We start from the raw sequence: 21,671 nt of genomic DNA on the forward strand, positions 1-21,671 counted from the left end.
CTTAAAACAGCTTCACGAGGACCTATCCGAATTGGGATTTAAGGGATCTTACGATCGCGTGGCGGCATTCGCCAGGCAATGGAGGGAGGGTCAAACGGAGTGGGGCAATTCGGCGCGCAAACGAACAGACGGCCGTGGACAAGGTCAGAAGCGGCAAGGACCGCGACGTCAACGCGCGCTTCGAGGCAATGGTCAGCCACTATCTGTTCGACGCAGAGTTCTGCAATCCCGCCTCCGGCTGGGAAAAAGGACAGATCGAAAAGAACGTCCGCGACAGCCGCCACCGCATTTGGCAGAAGATCCAGCCGTTCGGCTCTTTGGACGAGCTCAACGCCTGGCTCGGTGCCGAGTGCGAGAGGCTTTGGCGGGAAGCGAAGCACCCCGAGGCTGGTATCAGCGTCTGGGAGGCCTGGCAGGCCGAGCAGCCGCATCTCATGCGCTACGGGAAGCCCTTCGACGGCTTTGTGGAACACGCCAAGCGCGTGTCGCCGACCTGCTTGGTCACGCACGAGCGCAACCGATACAGCGTGCCGGCGTCGTTCGCCAACCGGCCCATCAGCCTGCGGGTCTACGCCGACAAGCTCGTCTTCGTTGCTGAGGGCAAAGTCGTCGCCGAGCACGAGCGAGACATTACTCGCGACCATGGGCCTGGCCGGACCATCTTCAACTGGCGCCACTACCTGGCCGTTTTGCAGCGCAAGCCAGGCGCATTGCGCAACGGTGCGCCATTTCAGGAATTCCCAGAGGAGTTCAAGCGCCTACAGACCATCCTGATGAAGCGTCAGGGCGGCGATCGTGAGATGGTCGATATCCTGGCCTTGGTAATGTTTCACGACGAAGCAAAGGTGCTTGAGGCCGTCAGACAGGCTCTCGATGGCGGAGCGCCTTCCAAGCAAATCATTTTGAATATCCTGAGCCGTCTATTGGATTCGGCCCCACCGCCGCGCATCGACGCGCCCCAGGCCCTTGCCCTGGAGATCGAGCCGATCGCCAACATCGGGCGCTACGATCAACTGAGAAAAAGGATAGAGAAAAATGCAGCATGAAGCTATGCAACAGATGTTCAAATCATTGAAGCTACGCGGAATGGCACAAGCCTTAGAGGATCTCGCTAGCCAGGACTCGCCGGCCTACCAAGCGGCGCTGCCGGTCCTGGCGGGACTACTCAAAGCGGAGACGGCTGAGCGAGATGTTCGGTCTCTCGCCTATCAGATGAAAGTAGCGAAGTTCCCGGCATACAGGGACTTGAACGGCTTCGACTTTAGTTGCAGCGAGGTGGACGAGTCGCTTGTGCGCCAACTCCATCGAGGCGAATTCATGGAAGCTGGCCATAATGTCGTACTGGTTGGAGGTCCGGGAACGGGGAAGACCCATCTGGCAACCGCGTTGGGCACGCACGCGATCGAGAGCAACAACTGCCGAGTCCGCTACTTCTCGACGGTGGAACTGGTGAATCTGTTGGAGCAGGAAAAGCAGCAAGGCAAAGCGGGACATCTTGCGATGAGGCTGCTCTACACCGACTTGGTGATTTTGGATGAGCTGGGATATCTTCCATTCAGCCAGACTGGCGGAGCCCTGCTTTTCCACCTGATCAGCAAGCTCTATGAGCGCACGAGCCTTATCATTACGACCAATTTGGGCTTCTCGGAATGGGGGGCTGTATTCGGTGATGCGAAAATGACGACGGCTTTGCTTGATCGGCTCACCCATCATTGCCATATAATCGAAACTGGTAATGACAGCTATCGTTTTAAAAACAGCTCAACTCAAATCAAGGGAAAGGATACCAGGAACTTAACATCTGCGTGATTTTTTGAACCCAAGCAGTGGGTCATAATTCGATGCAAATACCGGGTCAGATTCCAGTGCAAAGCAACAGTCTGCTATTGGCCGAGAGCGGCATGCATCTTCAATTTAAAGCCTCATAGTACTTCTGTCGATATACCTCGACCGCTAAAAGCTCAAGCTTTGGCCATTGCTCTAACAGCCATCGTTTGCCATCCGGCGTAGGCTGGACATACGGTTGAGGATTGTTTACATATGCCATTCCTTGCGAGATAACATCGTTCTCATCCAATAGGCCGCCTGCAATCATAGCTTCAATTGGATAGGCGATAAGCTGCCGAATCAGGTGCGGGCGCATTGCGCATCCGGGCGCAATGATGGAAAATGATTGTTCGACAAAAGCCGAGCAGTTTGTAGGCCAAAAAGCTCCAGTTATCTTTTGGATAAATTCAGAGTCGGTTACTGATTCAGGATTTGCTTTTACAATCTCATAGAACTCGCCAAGCTCTGAGAGCCGCCGAGGTGAACTCCATCCTGTAAAATTCTGTGAATTATTCATACATTGATTACGCGCAATACTCTCCATCAAGGTCCGCTCATGGCCGAATTCAGCAAAACCCGCCAGCTTTGTCTTCTTCAGCAATTCCTTAGCCGAGCAAGCGCGTAACGGGAACAGCCGCTGGGACGCTCAGGGCACTCGGGAGCTGGCTGTCGCTTACTTTACCACCCCTGCTTTCTGCATAAGTTTGGTTACCTGGGTATTTAAATCTGCAGCGCCGATTTCTTGAACGGTCTTTTGCAGATCGGTGCTCGTTTGCACTTTCGCTTTGGTCGCGACGGATTGCCCCGTACAGGCGGTGAGCCACACGGTTTTGGCTTGGGCCATGTCGTGGGTTGCGCCGGCCGCCTCAAGGATCTCGCGCGCTTTTTTATACGGCGGGACCGGGTTGGAGGTGTAATACGGTTGGGTCACAAACATGGGCACGAACTTGAACGGGTTGTCCAATACCGCAGGGTTACAGGTCCATAAAGTCTGCTTCATCGAAAAAACTGCGGCTATCCATGGTGTGAGGCCCATCTCGTCGGCATCGTTGATGTGAGCCTTGACAAGCTTGGAGGTCAGCAGCGCTGACACGACGTTCGGATATCCCATGTACGCGGCGGTGGCGAGCGGAGATTGTTGGCCTTTTTCTTCTTCCAGCAGTCCGGTGGTGGCGCCGCTTGCGATGTATTTGCGGATGTCATCGGCAGCCTTTGCTTCGGCCGCGATCATGTCTGCCACGCCGCCGCTCGTTTCGCCCAACACATAGATGCGGTCGACCAGCGCGTTGAGTACAGCCGCAGGCGTGCCAGGGAGATCCTCCGCGTTTGCGGAGCAGATTGAGATGAGAAAAGCTGACGTGCCGAGCAGCGCAACTTTAGTAAAACTCTTCATGGATTTTTCGCCAGTTCAGTAATGCCGTCAAGAATAGCATGTTGAAAATGACGAAAATGCGCGAAGTCTCACACGTCGTATGGGCGTAAAAAAGCCGGCATGACGCCGGCTTTTTGTTGAAGAAGAAACCGCTTAGTTCTTCGACTGGTCGACCATTTTGTTTTTGGCGATCCAAGGCATCATGGCGCGCAGTTTGGCGCCGACTTCTTCGATCTGGTGCTCGGCGGTCAGACGACGACGCGAGATCAAGGTCGGTGCGCCTGCCTTGTTTTCCAGGATGAAGGACTTGGCGTATTCGCCGGTCTGGATGTCTTTCAGGCACTGGCGCATCGCGTCCTTGGTCGCCGACGTCACAACTTTAGGACCGGTCACGTACTCGCCGTATTCAGCGTTGTTCGAGATCGAGTAGTTCATGTTGGCGATGCCGCCTTCGTAGATCAGGTCGACGATCAGTTTCAGTTCGTGCAGGCATTCGAAGTACGCCATTTCCGGCGCGTAGCCCGCTTCGGTCAGGGTTTCGAAGCCGGCTTTGATCAGCTCGACCGCGCCGCCGCACAGCACCGCTTGTTCGCCGAACAGGTCGGTCTCGGTTTCTTCGCGGAAGTTGGTTTCGATGATGCCGGCCTTGCCGCCGCCGTTGGCCGATGCGTACGACAGGGCGATGTCACGGGCCACGCCGGACTTGTCCTGGTACACGGCGATCAGGTGTGGCACGCCGCCGCCCTGGGTGTAGGTGGCGCGCACGGTGTGGCCTGGAGCCTTCGGTGCGACCATGATCACGTCCAGGTCGGTGCGTGGCACGACTTGGCCGTAGTGCACGTTGAAGCCGTGGGCGAAGGCCAGTACCGCGCCTTGCTTGGCGTTCGGTGCGACGTTTTCGTTGTAGACCTGGGCGATGTTTTCGTCCGGCAGCAGGATCATGATGACGTCGGCGGCTTTGACGGCTTCGTTCACTTCGGCGACTTTCAGGCCGGCTTTCTCAACCTTGGTCCACGAGGCGCCGCCCTTGCGCAGGCCGACGGTCACGTTGACGCCGGAGTCGCTCAGGTTTTGTGCGTGGGCGTGACCCTGCGAGCCGTAGCCGATGATGGCGACGTTTTTGCCTTTGATCAGGGAGAGGTCAGCGTCTTTGTCGTAGAAAACTTTCATGATTATTCCTAAATAAATTCGTTATAAATTGTTTGTTATGGGTGAAGGTCTCAGACCTTCAGGATGCGTTCGCCGCGTCCGATGCCGGAACCGCCGGTACGTACCGTTTCGAGGATCGAGGCACGGTCGATCGAGTCGATGAACGCGTCGAGCTTGCTCTTGGCGCCGGTCAGTTCGATCGTGTAGCTCTTTTCGGTGACGTCGATAATGCGGCCGCGGAAGATGTCCGCCGTGCGCTTCATCTCTTCCCGCTCCTTGCCCACCGCGCGCACTTTAATCAGCATCAGCTCGCGTTCGATGTGATGCCCTTCGGTCAGGTCCACCACCTTCACCACCTCGATCAGGCGGTTCAGGTGCTTGGTGATCTGCTCGATGATGTCATCCGAACCGGAGGTGACGATGGTCATCCGCGACAGCGTCGGATCTTCGGTCGGCGCCACGGTCAGCGTTTCGATGTTGTAGCCGCGTGCCGAGAACAGGCCCACCACACGGGACAGCGCGCCGGCTTCGTTTTCCAGCAATACAGAGATAATGTGTCGCATGTTAGAGATCCTCCGAACCCAGCAGCATTTCGGAGAGGCCTTTGCCCGCCTTCACCATCGGCCACACGTTTTCCGATTGATCGGTAATGAAGTTCATGAAGACCAGCTTGTCTTTCATGGCAAACGCGTCGCGCAGCGCGCCGTCCACATCGTTCGGATTCTCGATGCGCATGCCGACGTGGCCATAGGCCTCGGCCAGCTTCTCGAAGTTCGGCAGCGAATCCATGTAGGACTCGGAGTAGCGCGAACCGTAGTCGATCTGCTGCCACTGGCGGACCATGCCGAGGAAGCGGTTGTTCAGCATGATGATCTTCGGCGTCAGGTGGTACTGCTTGCAGGTCGCCAGTTCCTGGATGCACATCTGGATCGAGCCTTCGCCGGTGATGCAGGCGACGGTGGCGTCCGGATTGGCCATCTGCACGCCCATGGCGTACGGCAGGCCGACCCCCATGGTGCCCAGGCCGCCCGAATTGACCCAGCGCTTGGGCTTGTCGAACGGGTAGTACTGCGCGGCCCACATCTGGTGCTGGCCGACGTCGGAGGTAATGAAGGCGTCGCCCTTGGTCACTTCCCACAGTTTTTCCACCACCGATTGCGGCTTGATCACCAGGTCCGAGGTGGGGTATTTCAGGCAGTCGCGGCCGCGCCATTCGTTGACCTGTTTCCACCAGTCCTTGAGCGCCGGCACGTTCGGCTTGGCGTCCGCAGCGTCGAGCTGGGCCAGGAATTCGATCAGCACGTCCTTGACGTTGCCGACGATCGGAATGTCCACTTTCACGCGCTTGGAGATCGACGATGGATCGATGTCCACGTGGATGATCTTGCGCGGATTGGAGGCGAAGTGCTTGGGGTTGCCGATCACGCGGTCGTCGAAGCGCGCGCCGATGGCGATCAGCACGTCGCAGTGCTGCATGGCCATGTTGGCTTCGTAGGTGCCGTGCATGCCGGGCATGCCGACGAAGTTCTCGCTCGACGCTTTATACGCGCCCAGACCCATCAGCGTGTTGGTGACCGGGAAGCCGAGCTTGTCGACCAGCTTGTTCAGTTCCGGCGCCGCATTGGCCAGGATCACGCCGCCGCCGGTGTAGATCATCGGACGTTCGGCTTGCAGCAGCAGCTGGACTGCCTTGCGGATCTGGCCGGAGTGGCCCTTGTCGACCGGTTTGTACGAACGCATCTCGACCTCTTTCGGGTACGAGAAGCTCGTCTTGTGCATCGAGATGTCCTTCGGAATATCGACCAGCACGGGGCCGGGACGGCCGGTGCGGGCGATGAAGAAGGCTTTCTTGACGGTTTCCGCCAAATCCTTGACGTCTTTGACGAGGAAATTGTGCTTGACCACCGGACGGGTGATACCGACCGTGTCGCATTCCTGGAACGCATCCTGGCCAATGGCGTGGCTCGGCACCTGGCCGGAGATCACCACCATCGGGATGGAATCCATGTACGCGGTGGACAGACCGGTGACGGCATTGGTGACGCCCGGACCGGACGTGACCAGCGCGACGCCGACCTTGTTCGACGAGCGCGAGTAAGCATCGGCAGCGTGGACCGCAGCCTGCTCATGGCGTACCAGAACGTGTTGGAATTTGTCTTGCTTGAAGATGGCGTCGTAGATGTACAGGACGGCTCCACCCGGATAACCAAAGACGTGCTCAACGCCCTCTTCGGCCAGGCAGCGCACCAGTATTTCTGCGCCAGTAAGTTGTGATGACGATGCTTCGGTGTTCATGAAACATTCCTTTCAAGGTCCATTGGAGATTGATCGGATGCTCTGTCCTGACGAAGTATGCCTACCGCTACAGCTCTGCCCAGCTTCCCTTTATTTATGCGGTCGCACTGCCTCTTCCGTCAACCGTAGTGACGTGCAAAGCGGCGCTAGCGCAAACTCTCGTTTGGCCGGGTTTTCCGTAGTGGTTATGCATACCTCTCGTACTTGTGGTACGGGCGAGAGCAAACTGCCTACATATGAAAGCGCGTCGTGTCGTTGCGGCGTTGTGTGCCTGCGGCGACCAGACCATAGAGCTTCGGGGTTGTTCAAAGCGTCCCATACGGTACACCCGCCGCCCCGGTTTGGGCAAGGGATAATTCGGAAATTGATCAGTTTTGACGTAAAACCATGCAAAACACGACGTTTTTTGCTAGCATGCGCCTCAGTTCAAAAAACCCGGCAGCCCCTTTCCCCGACGCATGGCCACAGACAAAGAATTATCCGACTTCCTCGAAAACGTCGAACGCCGGGCCTTCAAGCAAGCCGTCTACGCAGTACGCAAGGACGAATCCGCCCTGGACATCGTGCAGGACGCGATGATCAAGCTCGCCGAAAAATACGGCGACAAGCCGGCGGCGGAGCTGCCGATGCTGTTCCAGCGCATCCTGCAGACCACCATCCTCGATTATTTCCGCCGTGAAAAGGTGCGCAACACCTGGGTCAGCCTGTTTTCCGGCATGGGGCCCTCGGGAGAGGACCACGAGGACTTTGATATACTCGAATCCTATGCCGCCGAGGCCGGTTCCGAGGCCGCCGAATCGGGCGCGGACAAGGTCGAACGCCAGCAAACGCTGGAAATCATCGATGCCGAAGTACAAAAGCTTCCGGCACGTCAACGAGAAGCCTTCCTTCTGCGTTATTGGCAGGATATGGATGTCGCCGAAACCGCCGAGGCCATGGGCTGCTCGGAAGGCAGCGTCAAAACGCATTGCTCTCGTGCAACACATGCGCTGGCCGAGGCGCTGGCAGCCAAGGGAATTAAATTATGAACACCGACGATCTGAATTTCGCTTACAAGGTGCGCCACGCGCTCAATGAAAGGCTGGACGAGCTGCCCGCTTCGACCACGGACCGCCTGGCGCAGGCGCGCAAGATGGCGCTCGCCCGCAAGAAAGCCCATGTGGAAGTGCCGCTGGCGGTGCGCGTGCTGAAGACCGAGCTGGCCTCGGCCGGCGGTTTCATGTCGCAGTTCAACTGGCTGGGCCGCTGGGGCATGGTCGTGCCGGCGCTGGCCCTGGTGGTCGGCATGGTCGGCATCTACCAGTACGAGCAACAGGAACGCATCGCCGACCTGGCCGAAATCGACGCCGCTGTGCTGTCCGACGAATTGCCGCTGGACGCCTACCTGGACCACGGCTTCAACGCCTACCTGACGCAAAGCGAGTAAGCCTATGGCATGGAGCGGTCGCGCCAAGTGGAGCGCAGGGGCAGCGGTGGCAGTGGTCGCATTGGGCGGCGCGGCATGGCTGGGCAGCCAGCCGGACGCGCCGGCGCTGGTGAAGGCGCCGGTGACGGCCGTCACCGGCGGCAAGAACGCTGCCGTGGCGCCTGAAAAAACACTCTGGAAAGATCTGTCGCCTGCGCAGCAGAAGGCGCTGGAACCGCTCGCCGGCGAATGGGACAAGATGGAACCCATCCGCAAGCAGAAATGGCTGGGCATCGCCAGGCGCTATGCGCACATGAAGGCCGACGAGCAGGTGCGGGTGCAGGAACGCATGCGCGAATGGGTGCGCATGACGCCGGAAGAACGCCGCCAGGTGCGCGAGAACTATGCGCGCGCGCAAAAGCTGAATCCGGCGCAGAAGTCGATTTCCTGGGAAGAGTACCAGCAGCTGTCCGACGAGCAGAAGCAAAAGCTGGCCGCCAAGGCCGCCACCAAGAAACAGGTGGTCAATCTGCCGACGCCGGCCCAGGCCAAGATGGCCACGCCGGCGCCGATCAAGCCGGTGGTGGCGCCTGCCGCGCCGGTGGCGCCGCCAGTGGCAACGCCGCCCGCCGATCCGAACGCGCCGCTGCCGAACGCGTCCAATGTGACGCCGATTCCACCGACCTCCACTCCGCCTACCCAAGGCACGCCCGCCGATGTCAAATAACGTGGTCACCACCTTCCCGACCGTCAAGCGCCGCCTGATTTCGATGGTGTACGAGTCGCTGCTTGGCTTTGCCGTGCTGTTCCTGCCGTTCCTGATCTTCGAGATCGCCACCCACGCCAGCCACGCGCCGCTCATCGAGCACATGCGCCAGGCGCTTGCCTTCCTGGTGCTGGGCTTTTACTTCATCCACCAATGGACGCGCGACGGCCAGACGCTGGCCATGAAAACCTGGCGCATGAAGCTGGTGGGCGTGAACGGCGGCACGGTGTCGCCGCGCGCGGCCGCCGTGCGCTACCTGGCAAGCTGGATGTGGGTGCTGCCGGCGCTGCTGGCAGCGCTGGCGTTCGATCTGCACAAGTGGCAGGCGCTGGGCGCAGTGTTCGCCGGCATCCTGCTGTGGTCGCTGACCGCCTTCCTCGACAAGGACCGCCAGTTCCTGCACGACAAGCTGGCCGGCACCCGCCTGGTGCAGCTGCCGCCGCTGCCGAAGAAAAAGAAGGCCGCCGCGCCGGTGTAATTTTTTTAATCTTTCGTGGCAGAATAGGATTTTTCCGCCACGAAGGACAGAAAATGAAACCAGCCGTCTACGGAGCGCTGCTTGCCCTCGCCGCCTCCGCCTCGTTTGCCGCCGACATCCCGCCGGCCCCGGTCGCCCGCATCGCCCCCGTCGCCGACACCTATTTCGGCGAAACCATCACCGACCGCTATCGCTGGATGGAGAACGACAAGGATCCGGACTGGCTGCCCTTTCTCAAACAACAGAACGCCCACACCCGCGCCATCCTCGACACGCTGCCCAGGCGCGACGAGCTGCTGAAGCGCATCCAGCAACTGTCCGGCGACATCGCCGCGCCGGCGCGCGTGCAGAAGACCGGCGCGCGCCTGTTCTACCAGCAGCGCCCCGCCGGCTCCAACAACTTCAAACTGTTCGTGCGCGAAGGCGGCAAGGACCGCGTGCTGGTCGATCCGACCAAGCTCGATACCAAGACCAGCCACGTCTCGCTGGACTGGTGGCATCCGTCGCCGGACGGCAGCAGGCTGGCCTACGGCCTGTCGAAAGACGGCAGCGAAGACTCGGTGCTCTACATCATGGACGTGCGCAGCGGCGCGGTGCTGAAGGAGCGCATCGCCAACACCGAGGGCGCTGAACCCAGCTGGCTGGCCGACAGCTCCGGCTTCTTCTACAACCAGCTGACCGGCAAGGTGAACACGCCGGAGCGCTATCTCGACGCGCAGGCGCGCTTCCACAAGGTGGGCACGGATGCGGCCAAAGATCCGGTGTTGATGAAGCGCGGCCTGGACGCCGGCGTCCAGTATGAAAAAATCCAGTCGCCGTACATCGAAGTCTTTCCGCACTCCGACAGCGCCTTGCTGCTGCTGTCCGACGTGCGCCAGGAAAAGCGCATCTACACCGCGCCGTTGAAGGATGCGCTGGCCGGCAAGGCCAGGTGGCAGTTGGTCGCCGACTTCGCCGATGAAGTCATCGCCGTCGACCTGCACGGCGACGACCTGTACCTGCTGTCGACGCGCGGCCATCCGCGCGGACGCCTGCTGAAAACCTCGGCCAAGGCGCCAGCACTGGCCAGCGCGCAGGAAGTGGCACCTGAATCGGATCTGGTGCTGCAAGGCCTGGCGCGCGCCAAGGATGGCTTGTACATCCGCGCCATGGACGGCGGCATCAGCAAGCTGCAACGCCTCGGCACGGACGGCAAGGTCACCAGCATCGCCCTGCCCTTCGACGGCACGCTGGGCGCTGTCGATGCGGACGCCGATGCGCCGGGCGCGCTGGTGATTCTGTCCGGCTGGTTGCAGCCGACCGGCATCTGGTCCGTCAGCGCGGACGGCAAGCTGGCCGATACCGGCATCACGCCCAAGCCGGCCATCGACACCAGCGCCTACACCACCGAGCGCCGCTTCGCCACCGCCAAGGACGGCACCAGGATCCCGTATAGCCTGATCTACAAAAAGGGGCTGAAGATGGACGGCAAAAATCCAGCCTTCATCTCGGCTTATGGCAGCTACGGCGCGGCGGCCTACTCGCCGGCGTTTGCCGGCCGCACGCTGGCGTTGGTGGACCAGGGCACGATTGTCGGTTATGCGAATGTGCGCGGCGGCGGCGAGTTTGGCCGCGAATGGCATCGCGCCGGCCAACTGGAAAACAAGCCGAATACCTGGCGCGACCTGATCGCCGTGTGCGAAGAGATTCAGGCCAAGGGCTACACTTCGCCGGCGTATCAAACCATCGGCGGACGTTCGGCCGGCGGCATCACTATGGGCCGCGCGCTGGAAGAACGTCCGGACCTGTTTGCGGCCGTGATCTCCGGCGTCGGCTGGCACAATCCGCTGCGCTACGTGGCGGAGCAGAACGGCTACGGCGAAGAACCTGAATGGGGCGCGATTGCCGATCCGGCAGGCTTCAAGGCGCTGAAGAGCATCGACAGCTATCAGCAGGTGGTGGATGGGACCAAGTATCCGGCCGTGCTGCTGACCACCGGCGTGACCGATCCGCGCGTGGCGCCCTTCCATCCGGCAAAGATGGCGGCGCGCCTGCAGGCGGCAACCGCCAGCGGCAAGCCGGTGCTGCTGCGGGTGGATTTTGATGCGGGCCACGGCATGGGTTCAACCCGCGCGCAGCAGGATGCGGAAGCTGCGGATACCTATGCCTTCATTCTGTCGCAGACGGCGGGCGCCGCCGCGAAATAATCAGAAACGAATCAGAAGCGCTCGTAGTTTTGCAGGTAGCGCCATTCGCCTGACGGCAGGCTGGCCATGGAGATGCGTCCGATGCGGATGCGCTTCATGGCCACCACTTTCAGGCCGACTTCCTTGCACAGCTTTTCGATCAGGCCAGGCTTGGCGTTCTTGATGGCGAAGCGCAGGCGCGTTTCATTCTGCCAGCTGACTTTGCCGTTGATCTGGTTCAGTTGCTGCAAGCCGCCTTCGATGATCTGGCCGGTGACTTCGACGATGATCTCCTGCTCGATCTTCGCCGCCTCGTCGCTCAGCTTGCGGTTGACGCGGAAGTCCTGCGTGAACACGGCCAGGCCGCTGACCTTCGCGTCCAGCGCCAGTAGCTCCTGCTGGCCCGTGATGTGGCGCTTGAGGAAACGCTGGCCGGGCGCGGAGCGCGTCAGCGTGTCGCCGTTCAGCAGGTGCAGCGGCTGCGTCGTGCCCGCAGGCTTGTGCAGCAGGATGGTGACCGGCACGATCTCCAGCAGCGTCGCATCTTCCGCGACGGTGACTTTCTGATGCGGCGCGACGCGCGCACCCACCTCTTCCACCAGTTGACCGTCAACGCTGACGAAGCCGCCCTCGATGTACAGCTCCGCCTCGCGGCGCGAGCATGGGCGTTCGTCCGCTACGCGCTTGGACAGGCGAACGGTGTTGTCGTCATTATCCAAAGAAGTCTCCAAAGACGGTGATGGCGCGGTCGATATCATCGCGCGAGGCGTCCATGTGGGTGACGATGCGCAGGCGAGACGACATGGAGACGCGGATGCGCGTCAGTTCCAGCACGTCGCTCAGGCCCTGCTGAACAAACTGCGGGATGTCGACGTAGAAGATGTTGGTCTGCGGCGTGCTGACTTTGATGCCCTTCATCTTCGCCAGTTCACCGGCGAAGTAGGCGGCGTTGTCGTGGTCTTCCGCCAGGCGCTGAATATTGTGTTCCAGCGCGTACAGGCCACCGGCCGCGATGACGCCAGCCTGGCGCATGCCGCCGCCCAGCATCTTGCGCCAGCGCTTGGCTTCCTTGATCAGCGGCCTGGTACCCAGCAGGACCGAGCCGACCGGCGCGCCGAGGCCTTTGGACAGGCACACCGACACGGAATCGAAACCCTTGACGATCTCGCGCGGGCTCACGCCCAGCTTGACGGCTGCATTGCAGACGCGCGCGCCGTCGAGGTGGGTCGCCAGGCCGCGCTGATGCGCCAGCGCGGTCGCCTGCTGCACGTAGTCCATCGGCAGCACGCGGCCGTTGATGGTGTTTTCCAGCGCCAGCAGTTTGGTGCGCGCGAAATGGAAATCGTCCGGCTTGATGTAGGACTCGATATCGGCCAGCGCGATGCTGCCGTCGGCCTGATTGATGATCGGCTGCGGCTGGATACTGCCCAGCACCGCGGCACCGCCACCTTCGTAGCGGTAGGTGTGCGCTTCCTGGCCGACCAGGTATTCGTCGCCACGGCCGCAATGCGCCAGCAGCGCGAGCAGATTGCTCTGCGTGCCGGATGGCGCGAATACCGCGTCTTCAAAGCCGAACAGGTCGGCCGCGTATTCCTGCAGGCGGTTGACGGTCGGGTCGTCGCCGTAGACGTCGTCGCCGACTTCCGCCGCATTCATCGCAGCGCGCATGGCGGCGCTGGGGCGCGTGACGGTGTCACTGCGCAGGTCGAGCCATTGCTCCATTACGCTACCTCTTCGCTAAAGAAACGGGTGTTCATCTCTTGCAGGCCGACGGTCTCCAGCACCTCTTTCAGGCGCTCGGACGGACGCTTGCGCGGCAGGTTCTTGTAGGTGGCGATGATCAGTTCATTCTTCATCGAGTGTTCCCAGCCTACCAGTTCGGTCACGGTGACGTCGTAGCCGTGCGCTTCCAGTTGCAGGCAACGCAGCACGTTGGTGATCTGACTGCCGAATTCACGGGTGTGGATCGGATGGCGCCAGATTTCGGTCAGCGCGGATTTGCCCAGCGACTGGCCTTTGTTCTTCTTCAGGACCGAAGCCACTTCGGCCTGGCAGCACGGTACCAGCACGATGTGCCTGGCCTTCTTCTTCAGCGCGAACTGGATGGCGTCATCGGTCGCCGTGTTGCAGGCGTGGAGCGCGGTGACGACGTCGATCTGCTCCGGCAGCAGCTTCGATTCGGTGGACTCGGCCACCGACAGCGGCAGGAAGGACATGCCGGGGAAGTTGAACTGCCTGGCCAGTTCCTGCGAGCGCACGACCAGCTCTTCGCGGGTCTCGATGCCGTAGATGTGCGAGTCGTTCTGCAGCGCCTTGAAGAACAGGTCGTAGATGATGAAGCCGAGGTAGGACTTGCCGGCGCCGTGGTCGACCAGCGACACATTGTCCTTCTCGCCCAGCACCTGCTTGAGCAGCGGCTCGATGAACTGGTACAGGTGGTAGACCTGTTTCAGCTTGCGGCGGCTGTCCTGGTTCATCTTGCCGTCGCGCGTGAGGATGTGCAGTTCCTGCAGCAGCGCCACGGTCTGGCCTTCGCGGATTTCCGGCATGTTGTCGGCGCTGGTGACGGTGGCGCCGATCTTTTGTACGGGTTTCTTAGGCTGCTTCATCGATCCACGCCTGCTGAACTGCTTCGAGGACTTTCTCACCGCCGCGCGTGTGGTCGTCGTCAAACTCTTCGAGTCCGACGATCCAGTTGTGCAGATCGGTGAAGCGGATGGTAAGCGGATCGATGTCCGGATACTTGTCGTACAGCGCTTCCGCGATCGCGGTGATGTCAGTCCATTTCATATCAGTGACCGCCTTCGCTGGCGTGGTTGATGGTGTACTTCGGAATTTCGATGACCAGGTCTTCTTCCGCCACCACGGCCTGGCACGACAGGCGCGACACGGCTTCCAGGCCCCAGGCTTTGTCCAGCAGGTCTTCTTCGGTTTCGCTGGCTTCGTTCAGCGAGTTGAAGCCTTCGCGCACCAGCACGTGGCAGGTGGTGCAGGCGCAGGATTTTTCGCAGGCGTGCTCGATGTGGATGTCATTGTCGAGCATGACGTCGCACAGGGTTTTGCCGGCAGGCGCGTCAACGACGGCGCCGTCCGGGCACAGTTTTGGGTGAGGCAGGAATACGATTTGTGGCATGTGAAAGCTCTTTTCTAATAATCAGACTACTTGATCCAGCGCCTTGCCGGCCAGCGCGCTGCGCACGCTGCGGTCCATGCGGCGCGATGCGAATTCTTCGGTGCCTTGGGCCAGCGCTTCGACGGCTGCCTTCACCGCCTGGTGATCCACCGCGCCGGTCTGCGACTGCGCCACGATGTCGCGCGTGCTCGCCATCAGCGCATCCACCGCCACGCGCTCTTCAGCCGACAGCAGGCCCGCATCTTCGTCCAGCGCCGCTTGCGTCGCCAGCAGGATGCGTTCCGCTTCCACCTGTTCTTCACGCAGCGCACGCGCCTTCATGTCGACATCGGCCGACGTGTGCGACTCTTGCAGCATGCGCGCCACATCGTCATCGCCCAGGCCATACGACGGCTTGACGGTGATCGAAGCTTCAACGCCCGAACGCAGCTCGCGCGCCGACACCGACAGCAAGCCGTCCGCATCCACCTGGTACGTGATGCGGATACGCGCCGCGCCAGCCGCCATCGGCGGAATGCCGCGCAGCTCGAAGCGCGCCAGCGAACGGCAATCCGCCACCAGCTCACGTTCGCCTTGCAGCACGTGCACCGCCAGCGCGGTCTGGCCGTCCTTAAACGTGGTGAACTCCTGCGCGCGGGCGCAAGGAATGGTCGAGTTGCGTGGAATGATCTTCTCCACCAGGCCGCCCATGGTCTCGATACCCAGCGACAGCGGAATCACATCCAGCAGCAGCCAGTCGTCGCCGGCGGCGCGGTTGCCGGCCAGCAGATTGGCCTGCACGGCCGCTCCCAGCGCCACCACCTTGTCCGGATCGATATTCGCGTGCGGCGTGGTGTGGAAGTATTCGCTTACCGCGCGGTGCACGTGGGGCATGCGCGTGGCGCCGCCAACCATGACCACGCCATCGACATCATCCGCATCGACATTGGCGTCGCGCAGGGCCTTCTTGATGGCCTTCATGGTCTTGTCGATCAGGTGCTTGGTAATCTCCTGGAAGGTATCGGCGGTGACGGTCAGGTGTACCTGCTCGCCCGACTTCAGCGCGGCGTCCACCGTCACTTCGTCCTTGGTCGACAGCAGTTCCTTGGCTTCGCGCGACTTCACCATCAGCACGGCGGTGTCTTCGTCCGACAGCGGCGCCAGCTTTTCCTGCTGGTGAATGTGGCAGAACAGGCGGTGATCGAAATCGTCGCCGCCCAGCGCGGAATCGCCGCCGGTGGCCAGCACTTCGAACACGCCCTTGCTCAGTTTCAGAATCGAGATATCGAAGGTACCGCCGCCCAGATCGTAGACGGCGTAAATGCCTTCCGACGCGTTATCCAGGCCATAGGCGATGGCGGCGGCGGTCGGCTCGCTCAGCAGGCGCAGCACGTTCAGGCCGGCCAGTTGGGCCGCGTCCTTGGTCGCCTGGCGCTGCGCGTCGTCGAAATAGGCTGGCACGGTGATCACCGCACCCACTAGATCGTCGCCCAGCGAATCTTCGGCGCGCTGGCGCAGCGTGGCCAGGATCTGCGCCGACACTTCCACCGGGCTTTTCACGCCGGCGACGGTCTTCAGCTGCACCATGCCGGGCGTGTCCTGAAAATCGTAGGGCAGGTTTTCCGCGTAGGCGATGTCGGCCAGGCCGCGGCCCATGAAGCGCTTCACGGACACGATGGTGTTCTTCGGATCGGTGGTCTGCGCGGCCTGCGCCTTGAAGCCGATGTTGGCGTGGCCGTTGGGCAGATAGCGCACCACGGACGGCAGCAGCGCGCGGCCGTCTTCGTCGTTCAGCACTTCTGGAATGCTGTTGCGCACAGTCGCCACCAGCGAATTGGTGGTGCCCAGATCTATCCCCACCGCCAGCCGATGCTGGTGCGGTGCGGTGGACATGCCTGGTTCGGAAATTTGCAGAAGTGCCATGGGACGAGACCTGTATTTTTATATTGCCTGGAAGTGCGCGCGGTCGGCGCGCACGCATCAGGCTTCGATTGCTTCAAAGGCGAAGCGGACTTCTTCGCCGAATTTTTCGAGGAACATCAGCGCACGCACGCCTTGTGCGGCGGCGGCGAAATCAGCGGCGTTGATCTGTTGTTCGATCTGCGCCAGCTGCTCCTTGCGCGCGGTGCGCAGCTGCTTGTCGAGCGATTCCAGCGCGTCGCTGTCCTTGCCGGCGCGGGCGTCGCCCAGCTCTTCGCGCCACTCCATCTGCTGCATCAGGAAGGCCATCGGCATCGAAGTGTTCGACTCGGTCTGCAAATCGACGCCAGCCAGCTCGCACATGTATTGCGCGCGCTTCTGCGGATTTTTCAGGGTCTGATAGGCTTCGTTGGCGCGGGTGGCCCACTGCATGGCGACGCGCTTTTCGGCGTCGGTGGCGTTGACGAATTTGTCGGGATGGACGCGGCTTTGCACGTCGCGGTAAGCGCTATCCAGCGCTCCCGCGTCTACGGCAAACTGCTGCGGCAGGTTGAATAGCTCAAAGTGGTTCTGCATGACGGCTTAGACGCGGAAGCTTTCACCGCAACCGCAAGCGTCTTTTTCGTTCGGGTTGTTGAACTTGAAGCCTTCGTTCAGGCCTTCGCGCGCGAAGTCCAGCTCCGTGCCGTCGATGTACGGCAGGCTTTTCGGATCGACGAACACCTTCACGCCGTGCGATTCGAAGACGCTGTCTTCGTCGGTCACGTCGTCCACGTATTCCAGCTTGTAGGCCATGCCCGAGCAACCGGTGGTGCGCACGCCGAAGCGCAGACCGATGCCCTTGCCGCGGCGCTCGATGTAGCGGTTGATGTGTTTCGCTGCTTTTTCGGTCAGGGTGATTGCCATTTGATTCTCCCGCGCCCCGGCGTGCCGGGGCGTCGTGTCGTAATTACGCTGCTACGGTGGCGTGCTTGTTCTGGTAGTCCAGCACTGCGGCCTTGATGGCGTCTTCCGCCAGGATCGAGCAGTGGATCTTCACTGGCGGCAGCGCCAGTTCTTCCGCGATCTGGGTGTTCTTGATGGCCAGTGCCTGGTCCAGGGTTTTGCCCTTGACCCATTCGGTCACCAGCGAGCTGGAAGCGATCGCCGAGCCGCAGCCGTAGGTCTTGAACTTCGCATCTTCGATCAGGCCATCGGCGCCGACCTTGATTTGCAGTTTCATGACGTCGCCGCAGGCAGGTGCGCCGACCATGCCGGTACCGACCGAGTCATCGCCCTTTTCGAAGGCGCCGACGTTGCGTGGATTTTCGTAGTGGTCCAACACTTTTTCCGAGTAAGCCATTTTGATGCTCCTATTTCTACAATATTAGTGGGCTGCCCATTGGATCGAATTGATATCGACGCCATCTTTGAACATATCCCACAGCGGCGACAGTTCACGCAGTTTGTGTACCTTGGACTTCATCAGGTCGATCGCGAAATCGATATCGGCTTCGGTGGTGAAGCGGCCGATGGTGAAACGGATCGAGCTGTGCGCCAGTTCGTCGCTACGACCCAGCGCGCGCAATACATAAGATGGTTCCAGCGAGGCCGAAGTACAAGCGGAACCGGACGACACGGCCAGGTCTTTCACGGCCATGATCAGCGACTCGCCCTCGACGTAGTTGAAGCTGACGTTCAGGTTGTGCGGCACGCGGTGTTCCATGTCGCCGTTGATGTACGTTTCCTCGATTTCCTGCAGGCCCTTGGCCAGACGGTCGCGCAGCGCCTTGATGCGGGCGATTTCGGTGTCCATTTCCACTTTCGCCAGGCGGAAGGCTTCGCCCATGCCGACGATCTGGTGGGTTGGCAGCGTGCCCGAACGCAGGCCGCGCTCGTGGCCGCCACCGTGCATTTGCGCTTCGATGCGCACGCGCGGCTTGCGGCAGACGTACAGCGCGCCCACGCCTTTCGGGCCGTAGGTTTTGTGCGCGGTGAAGGTCATCAGGTCGACCTTGGTTTTTTGCAGGTCGATGACCACTTTGCCGGTCGCTTGCGCGGCGTCGCAGTGGAAGATGATGCCTTTCGAGCGGCACAGTTCGCCGATCTGGTCGATCGGCTGGATCACGCCGATCTCGTTGTTGACCAGCATGACCGAGATCAGGATGGTGTCCGGGCGGATGGCGGCGGTCAGTTGCTCGATGGTGATCAGGCCGTTGTCCTGCGGTTCCAGGTAGGTCGCTTCAAAGCCCTGGCGTTCCAGTTCACGCACGGTGTCCAGCACGGCTTTGTGCTCGGTTTTCACGGTGATGATGTGCTTGCCCTTGGTTTTGTAGAACTGCGCCGCGCCCTTGATGGCCAGGTTGTTCGATTCGGTGGCGCCGGAGGTCCAGATGATTTCGCGCGGGTCGGCGTTGACCAGGGCGGCGACGTTGGCGCGCGCCTCTTCCACCGCTTTTTCAGCGGTCCAGCCGTACATGTGGCTGCGCGATGCCGGATTGCCGAACTGCTCGCGCAGGTACGGAATCATCGCATCGGCGACGCGCGGATCGATCGGCGTGGTGGCCGAATAGTCCATGTAGATCGGGAAATGCGGCGCGGTCTGGAATTTCACGTCAGCGATGTTTTTTTCTGGGGCGTTCATCTGGTTACTCCGTTATCTATCCGTATGTGCAGGGGCTTACAGCGCGGCGTGGTTGCCGTTGCGGTGCATGTGCACCACGTTTTGCGCCGCATCCTTCTGCTTTTGTTGATCGACCAGATCCTGCAGCGATACGGAATCCAGATAATCAACCATCTTTTCGTTCAGCGTGGCCCACAGTTCGTGGGTCATGCAGCGCACGCCGCTGGCAGCGTCGGCGCCGTGACAGTTTTCCTTGCCGCCGCACTGGGTTGCGTCCAGCGGCTCATCGACAGCGATGATGATGTCGGCGACAGTGACCTTGTCGGCGCGGCGCGCCAGACTGTAGCCGCCGCCGGGACCGCGGATCGATTCAACGATCTCGTGGCGGCGCAGCTTGCCGAACAGCTGCTCCAGGTAAGACAGCGAAATCGCCTGACGCTGGCTGATGCCGGACAGCGTGACTGGGCCCTTGCCTTGGCGCAATGCCAAATCAATCATCGCAGTCACAGCAAAACGGCCTTTGGTGGTCAGACGCATCACTACCTCGGTTGGGTTAAAATATCGACCCTTGTCACTAATCACAAAGCCTGATTAGTTGATCGAATTAGTCAAGTATACCAAACTTTAATAAAGCTTGCTGGCCGGCCCTCGGTTTCAGCCCTTGAGCAGCTGCATCGGCCGGAACAGCTGATGCATGGCCGGGTTGCCGATGAAACTCAGGTTGTAAGGATGCTCCGCAGCGATCTGCGGGAAATCTTTCATTACAGGCAACTTACTCAGCAGTTCAGCGATTTTTCCCCACAGCACCATCGTCGGCACCTGTTCAGCCTGCTTGGCCAGGCCGGCCATCACCGTCTCGAAGAACGGCAGCCAGGCCTTGGCGTCCTTGACCGGCGGCACGTGGCTGCGGAACACCAGCGAGGCGTTCAGCAGCAGAAAGCCCTGCCCGGTCAGCTTGTGCTGCATGTCGGCCAGGGTCAGGATGTGGCTGCCGGCGCCGCTGCGCGCCCGGGCCGAAACTGCCGCCATGGCCTCGCCGGCGGTGTTGTCCAGTTGCAGCTGGCCGTCCGCCACCAGCAGCATCTTCATGAAGTTGCGCAGCGAGGTCGCCTTGTTGACCGGCTTGGACAAACCGCCGCCCACGTCCGACGACCACAGGCTGCCAACCGCCCCATCCATGAAACAGACCCCGGTGGCGCTCTCTGCTCGCGGATATGGTCCTTCGCCCACCAGTACATACTTCACTTTATTGAGCGGCAATGCGAACGCGGCGAACAGGCGCTGCTCGGTCGGCAGGTACTGGTCGGCCGCCAGTTGCGGCAGATAGTCGGGCGTGGCCTTCATCATGGCTTCCAGCCCCTGGATCAGCAGTGGGCGCCAGGAAACATCGGCGCGTTGCAGCGCCTCCAGGATGGTGCTTGGAATCGTCATGAAGAAAAAGCTTTCGGGGAAAGGTGAGATTGTAACGCGCCACGCAGCGCCAGCGGCATTTTCTGAGAGGAAAGTGTTGATATAATTTTCAAATAAATGATTCACTTTGAGGAATAAATGGGCCGTAAAAGCTGGATTGCCGCTGCTGTGCTGTTGCTGATGACCGGCGCCGGCGCGCAGACCGCCGCGCCGCCCGCGCTGGACGAAGCGCTGGACGCGCCGACACGCGCCCATGTGGTCAACGAATTCGCGCGGCGGCTGACCGAGCTGCACGTCGATCCGGCCCGCGCCAAGGCGGCGGCGGACGATCTGCGCCAGCGCCTGGCGCGCGGCGAGTATGACGACCAGCTGACGGCGCGTGCGCTGGCCGCGCGCGTGACGCGCGACGTGGCCGCCATCTCGCCGGACCGGCATACCTATCTGGAATGGGTGCCCTACGACCTGGGCAACGAGCGCCAGCGTCCCGCGCCGCCAGTGCAGTCGGCCGACAACTTCGGCCTGCGCCGCTTTGAAACCCTGGCCGACAACGTCGGCTACCTGAAGATCACCCGCTTTGCGCCGCTGGACCGCGCCGCCATCGAGGCGGCCGGACGCTTCATGTCGCAGGCGGCCGACTGCCCTGCCCTGATCATCGACGTGCGCGATGCCGGCGGAGACGGCCAGGCCATGGCGGCGCTGCTGTCGAGCTATGTGCTGTCCGACCGCCGCAGCTACCTCATCCCCGACAAGCAGCTGCACCTGCACGACCAGATCGACCGCAACGGCAAGGTGGCTGCGGAGTTCTGGACCACGGCGGATGTGGCCGGCAAGCGCTTCGGCGGCCGCAAGCCGCTATACGTGCTGGTCAACGAACGCACCGGCGACGCGGCCGAAGCCTTCGCCTACGATTTGCAGCAGTACGTGAAGCGCGCGGTGGTGGTCGGCTCGCCAACGCTGGGCGATGCACGGGTCGGCGCCAAGCAGCGCATTTCGCGCCAGCTGCAAACCTCGATCGCCATCACGCGCGCCAGCAACGTGATCACCCGCGCCAACTGGGAAGGCATGGGCGTGCAGCCGGACCGCATGGTTGCATCGGGACTGGCGCAGGAGACCGCACTGGCGATGGCGCGGCAAGCCATGGTGCGCGACGCCAGCCGTCCCTGAGCGACC

Annotated in this window: 24 protein-coding genes and 1 pseudogene; 8 read left to right on the forward strand and 17 right to left on the reverse strand. The window is 61.2% G+C overall.

Going from position 1 to position 21,671, the window contains the following annotated elements; all coding sequences use genetic code 11:
• Positions 1–83 precede the first annotated feature (83 nt).
• A pseudogene (locus GJ698_RS16555) lies at positions 84–1,046 on the forward strand (Mu transposase domain-containing protein); the annotation flags it as partial.
• Entirely contained in the window at positions 1,036–1,809 is a 774-nt protein-coding gene (gene istB / locus GJ698_RS16560) for an IS21-like element helper ATPase IstB (RefSeq protein ID WP_154358974.1), read from the forward strand. The pseudogene GJ698_RS16555 and the gene istB, both read left to right, overlap by 11 nt.
• A 100-nt stretch (positions 1,810–1,909) precedes the next feature.
• On the opposite strand, the gene GJ698_RS16565 is transcribed toward istB, so the two are convergent.
• The 5 genes from GJ698_RS16565 to GJ698_RS16585 form a co-directional block, all read right to left on the reverse strand.
• Positions 1,910–2,428, reverse strand: a complete 519-nt coding sequence (locus GJ698_RS16565) for a hypothetical protein (protein WP_154358975.1) — start codon at positions 2,426–2,428, stop codon at positions 1,910–1,912.
• Between the two features lie 72 nt (positions 2,429–2,500).
• Positions 2,501–3,220 carry an ankyrin repeat domain-containing protein gene (locus GJ698_RS16570; protein ID WP_229260030.1) on the reverse strand — a complete coding sequence of 240 codons (720 nt, stop codon included), beginning with the start codon at positions 3,218–3,220 and terminating at the stop codon, positions 2,501–2,503.
• A gap of 132 nt (positions 3,221–3,352) precedes the next feature.
• Positions 3,353–4,369 carry a ketol-acid reductoisomerase gene (ilvC, locus tag GJ698_RS16575; RefSeq protein WP_154358976.1) on the reverse strand — a complete coding sequence of 339 codons (1,017 nt, stop codon included), beginning with the start codon at positions 4,367–4,369 and terminating at the stop codon, positions 3,353–3,355.
• 50 nt (positions 4,370–4,419) lie between these two features.
• Positions 4,420–4,911 carry an acetolactate synthase small subunit gene (gene ilvN / locus GJ698_RS16580; RefSeq protein ID WP_110849007.1) on the reverse strand — a complete coding sequence of 164 codons (492 nt, stop codon included), beginning with the start codon at positions 4,909–4,911 and terminating at the stop codon, positions 4,420–4,422.
• A gap of 1 nt (position 4,912) precedes the next feature.
• A complete protein-coding gene (locus GJ698_RS16585; protein WP_154358977.1) occupies positions 4,913–6,643 on the reverse strand; it encodes an acetolactate synthase 3 catalytic subunit in 1,731 nt (576 codons plus the stop codon).
• Between the two features lie 458 nt (positions 6,644–7,101).
• Here GJ698_RS16585 and GJ698_RS16590 point away from each other — a divergent pair, with 458 nt between their 5' ends.
• Genes GJ698_RS16590 through GJ698_RS16610 form a run of 5 tightly spaced genes read left to right on the forward strand, consistent with a single transcriptional unit; the run spans position 7,102 to position 11,478 of the window.
• Entirely contained in the window at positions 7,102–7,671 is a 570-nt protein-coding gene (locus GJ698_RS16590) for an RNA polymerase sigma factor (RefSeq protein WP_154358978.1), read from the forward strand.
• On the forward strand, positions 7,668–8,069 hold the full coding sequence (locus GJ698_RS16595; protein ID WP_154358979.1) for a DUF3619 family protein: 402 nt from the start codon (positions 7,668–7,670) through the stop codon (positions 8,067–8,069). Before GJ698_RS16590 ends, GJ698_RS16595 begins: the two co-directional genes overlap by 4 nt.
• Positions 8,070–8,073: 4 nt before the next feature.
• Entirely contained in the window at positions 8,074–8,775 is a 702-nt protein-coding gene (locus tag GJ698_RS16600) for a DUF3106 domain-containing protein (protein ID WP_154358980.1), read from the forward strand.
• On the forward strand, positions 8,765–9,292 hold the full coding sequence (locus GJ698_RS16605; protein WP_154358981.1) for an RDD family protein: 528 nt from the start codon (positions 8,765–8,767) through the stop codon (positions 9,290–9,292). Before GJ698_RS16600 ends, GJ698_RS16605 begins: the two co-directional genes overlap by 11 nt.
• A 53-nt stretch (positions 9,293–9,345) precedes the next feature.
• Positions 9,346–11,478 (forward strand): prolyl oligopeptidase family serine peptidase, encoded by a 2,133-nt coding sequence (locus tag GJ698_RS16610; RefSeq protein ID WP_154358982.1) that lies wholly within the window; start codon positions 9,346–9,348, stop codon positions 11,476–11,478.
• Positions 11,479–11,489: 11 nt separating this feature from the next.
• On the opposite strand, the gene GJ698_RS16615 is transcribed toward GJ698_RS16610, so the two are convergent.
• The 12 genes from GJ698_RS16615 to GJ698_RS16670 form a co-directional block, all read right to left on the reverse strand.
• On the reverse strand, positions 11,490–12,215 hold the full coding sequence (locus GJ698_RS16615) for an RNA pseudouridine synthase (protein ID WP_154358983.1): 726 nt from the start codon (positions 12,213–12,215) through the stop codon (positions 11,490–11,492).
• Positions 12,169–13,179 carry a low-specificity L-threonine aldolase gene (gene ltaE / locus GJ698_RS16620; protein WP_154358984.1) on the reverse strand — a complete coding sequence of 337 codons (1,011 nt, stop codon included), beginning with the start codon at positions 13,177–13,179 and terminating at the stop codon, positions 12,169–12,171. The genes GJ698_RS16615 and ltaE overlap by 47 nt, the downstream gene beginning before the upstream one ends.
• Positions 13,179–14,066: a class I SAM-dependent methyltransferase gene (locus GJ698_RS16625; protein ID WP_154358985.1), complete on the reverse strand. Its 888-nt coding sequence runs from the start codon at positions 14,064–14,066 to the stop codon at positions 13,179–13,181. The genes ltaE and GJ698_RS16625 overlap by 1 nt, the downstream gene beginning before the upstream one ends.
• The gene (gene iscX / locus GJ698_RS16630; RefSeq protein ID WP_154358986.1) at positions 14,053–14,247 is read right to left on the reverse strand and encodes a Fe-S cluster assembly protein IscX; all 195 of its coding nucleotides are present in this window, start codon (positions 14,245–14,247) and stop codon (positions 14,053–14,055) included. Before iscX ends, GJ698_RS16625 begins: the two co-directional genes overlap by 14 nt.
• A 1-nt stretch (position 14,248) precedes the next feature.
• Entirely contained in the window at positions 14,249–14,590 is a 342-nt protein-coding gene (fdx, locus tag GJ698_RS16635; RefSeq protein WP_154358987.1) for an ISC system 2Fe-2S type ferredoxin, read from the reverse strand.
• Positions 14,591–14,611: 21 nt separating this feature from the next.
• Positions 14,612–16,492, reverse strand: a complete 1,881-nt coding sequence (gene hscA, locus GJ698_RS16640; RefSeq protein ID WP_154358988.1) for a Fe-S protein assembly chaperone HscA — start codon at positions 16,490–16,492, stop codon at positions 14,612–14,614.
• Between the two features lie 57 nt (positions 16,493–16,549).
• On the reverse strand, positions 16,550–17,065 hold the full coding sequence (hscB, locus tag GJ698_RS16645) for a Fe-S protein assembly co-chaperone HscB (protein WP_154358989.1): 516 nt from the start codon (positions 17,063–17,065) through the stop codon (positions 16,550–16,552).
• A 6-nt stretch (positions 17,066–17,071) separates the two neighbouring features.
• Positions 17,072–17,395 (reverse strand): iron-sulfur cluster assembly protein IscA, encoded by a 324-nt coding sequence (gene iscA / locus GJ698_RS16650; protein ID WP_154358990.1) that lies wholly within the window; start codon positions 17,393–17,395, stop codon positions 17,072–17,074.
• 43 nt (positions 17,396–17,438) lie between these two features.
• Complete coding sequence (iscU, locus tag GJ698_RS16655) at positions 17,439–17,831, reverse strand: Fe-S cluster assembly scaffold IscU (RefSeq protein WP_154358991.1); 393 nt, start codon at positions 17,829–17,831, stop codon at positions 17,439–17,441.
• Between the two features lie 24 nt (positions 17,832–17,855).
• The gene (locus GJ698_RS16660) at positions 17,856–19,112 is read right to left on the reverse strand and encodes an IscS subfamily cysteine desulfurase (protein WP_154358992.1); all 1,257 of its coding nucleotides are present in this window, start codon (positions 19,110–19,112) and stop codon (positions 17,856–17,858) included.
• Between the two features lie 36 nt (positions 19,113–19,148).
• Entirely contained in the window at positions 19,149–19,628 is a 480-nt protein-coding gene (gene iscR / locus GJ698_RS16665) for a Fe-S cluster assembly transcriptional regulator IscR (protein WP_154358993.1), read from the reverse strand.
• A gap of 117 nt (positions 19,629–19,745) precedes the next feature.
• The gene (locus GJ698_RS16670; protein ID WP_154358994.1) at positions 19,746–20,522 is read right to left on the reverse strand and encodes a uracil-DNA glycosylase family protein; all 777 of its coding nucleotides are present in this window, start codon (positions 20,520–20,522) and stop codon (positions 19,746–19,748) included.
• Positions 20,523–20,639: 117 nt separating this feature from the next.
• Here GJ698_RS16670 and GJ698_RS16675 point away from each other — a divergent pair, with 117 nt between their 5' ends.
• Positions 20,640–21,665, forward strand: a complete 1,026-nt coding sequence (locus GJ698_RS16675; RefSeq protein ID WP_154358995.1) for a S41 family peptidase — start codon at positions 20,640–20,642, stop codon at positions 21,663–21,665.
• Positions 21,666–21,671: the final 6 nt, after the last annotated feature.

The organism is Duganella aquatilis (assembly GCF_009674565.1).
In the GTDB taxonomy this organism is placed as follows: domain Bacteria; phylum Pseudomonadota; class Gammaproteobacteria; order Burkholderiales; family Burkholderiaceae_D; genus Rugamonas; species Rugamonas aquatilis.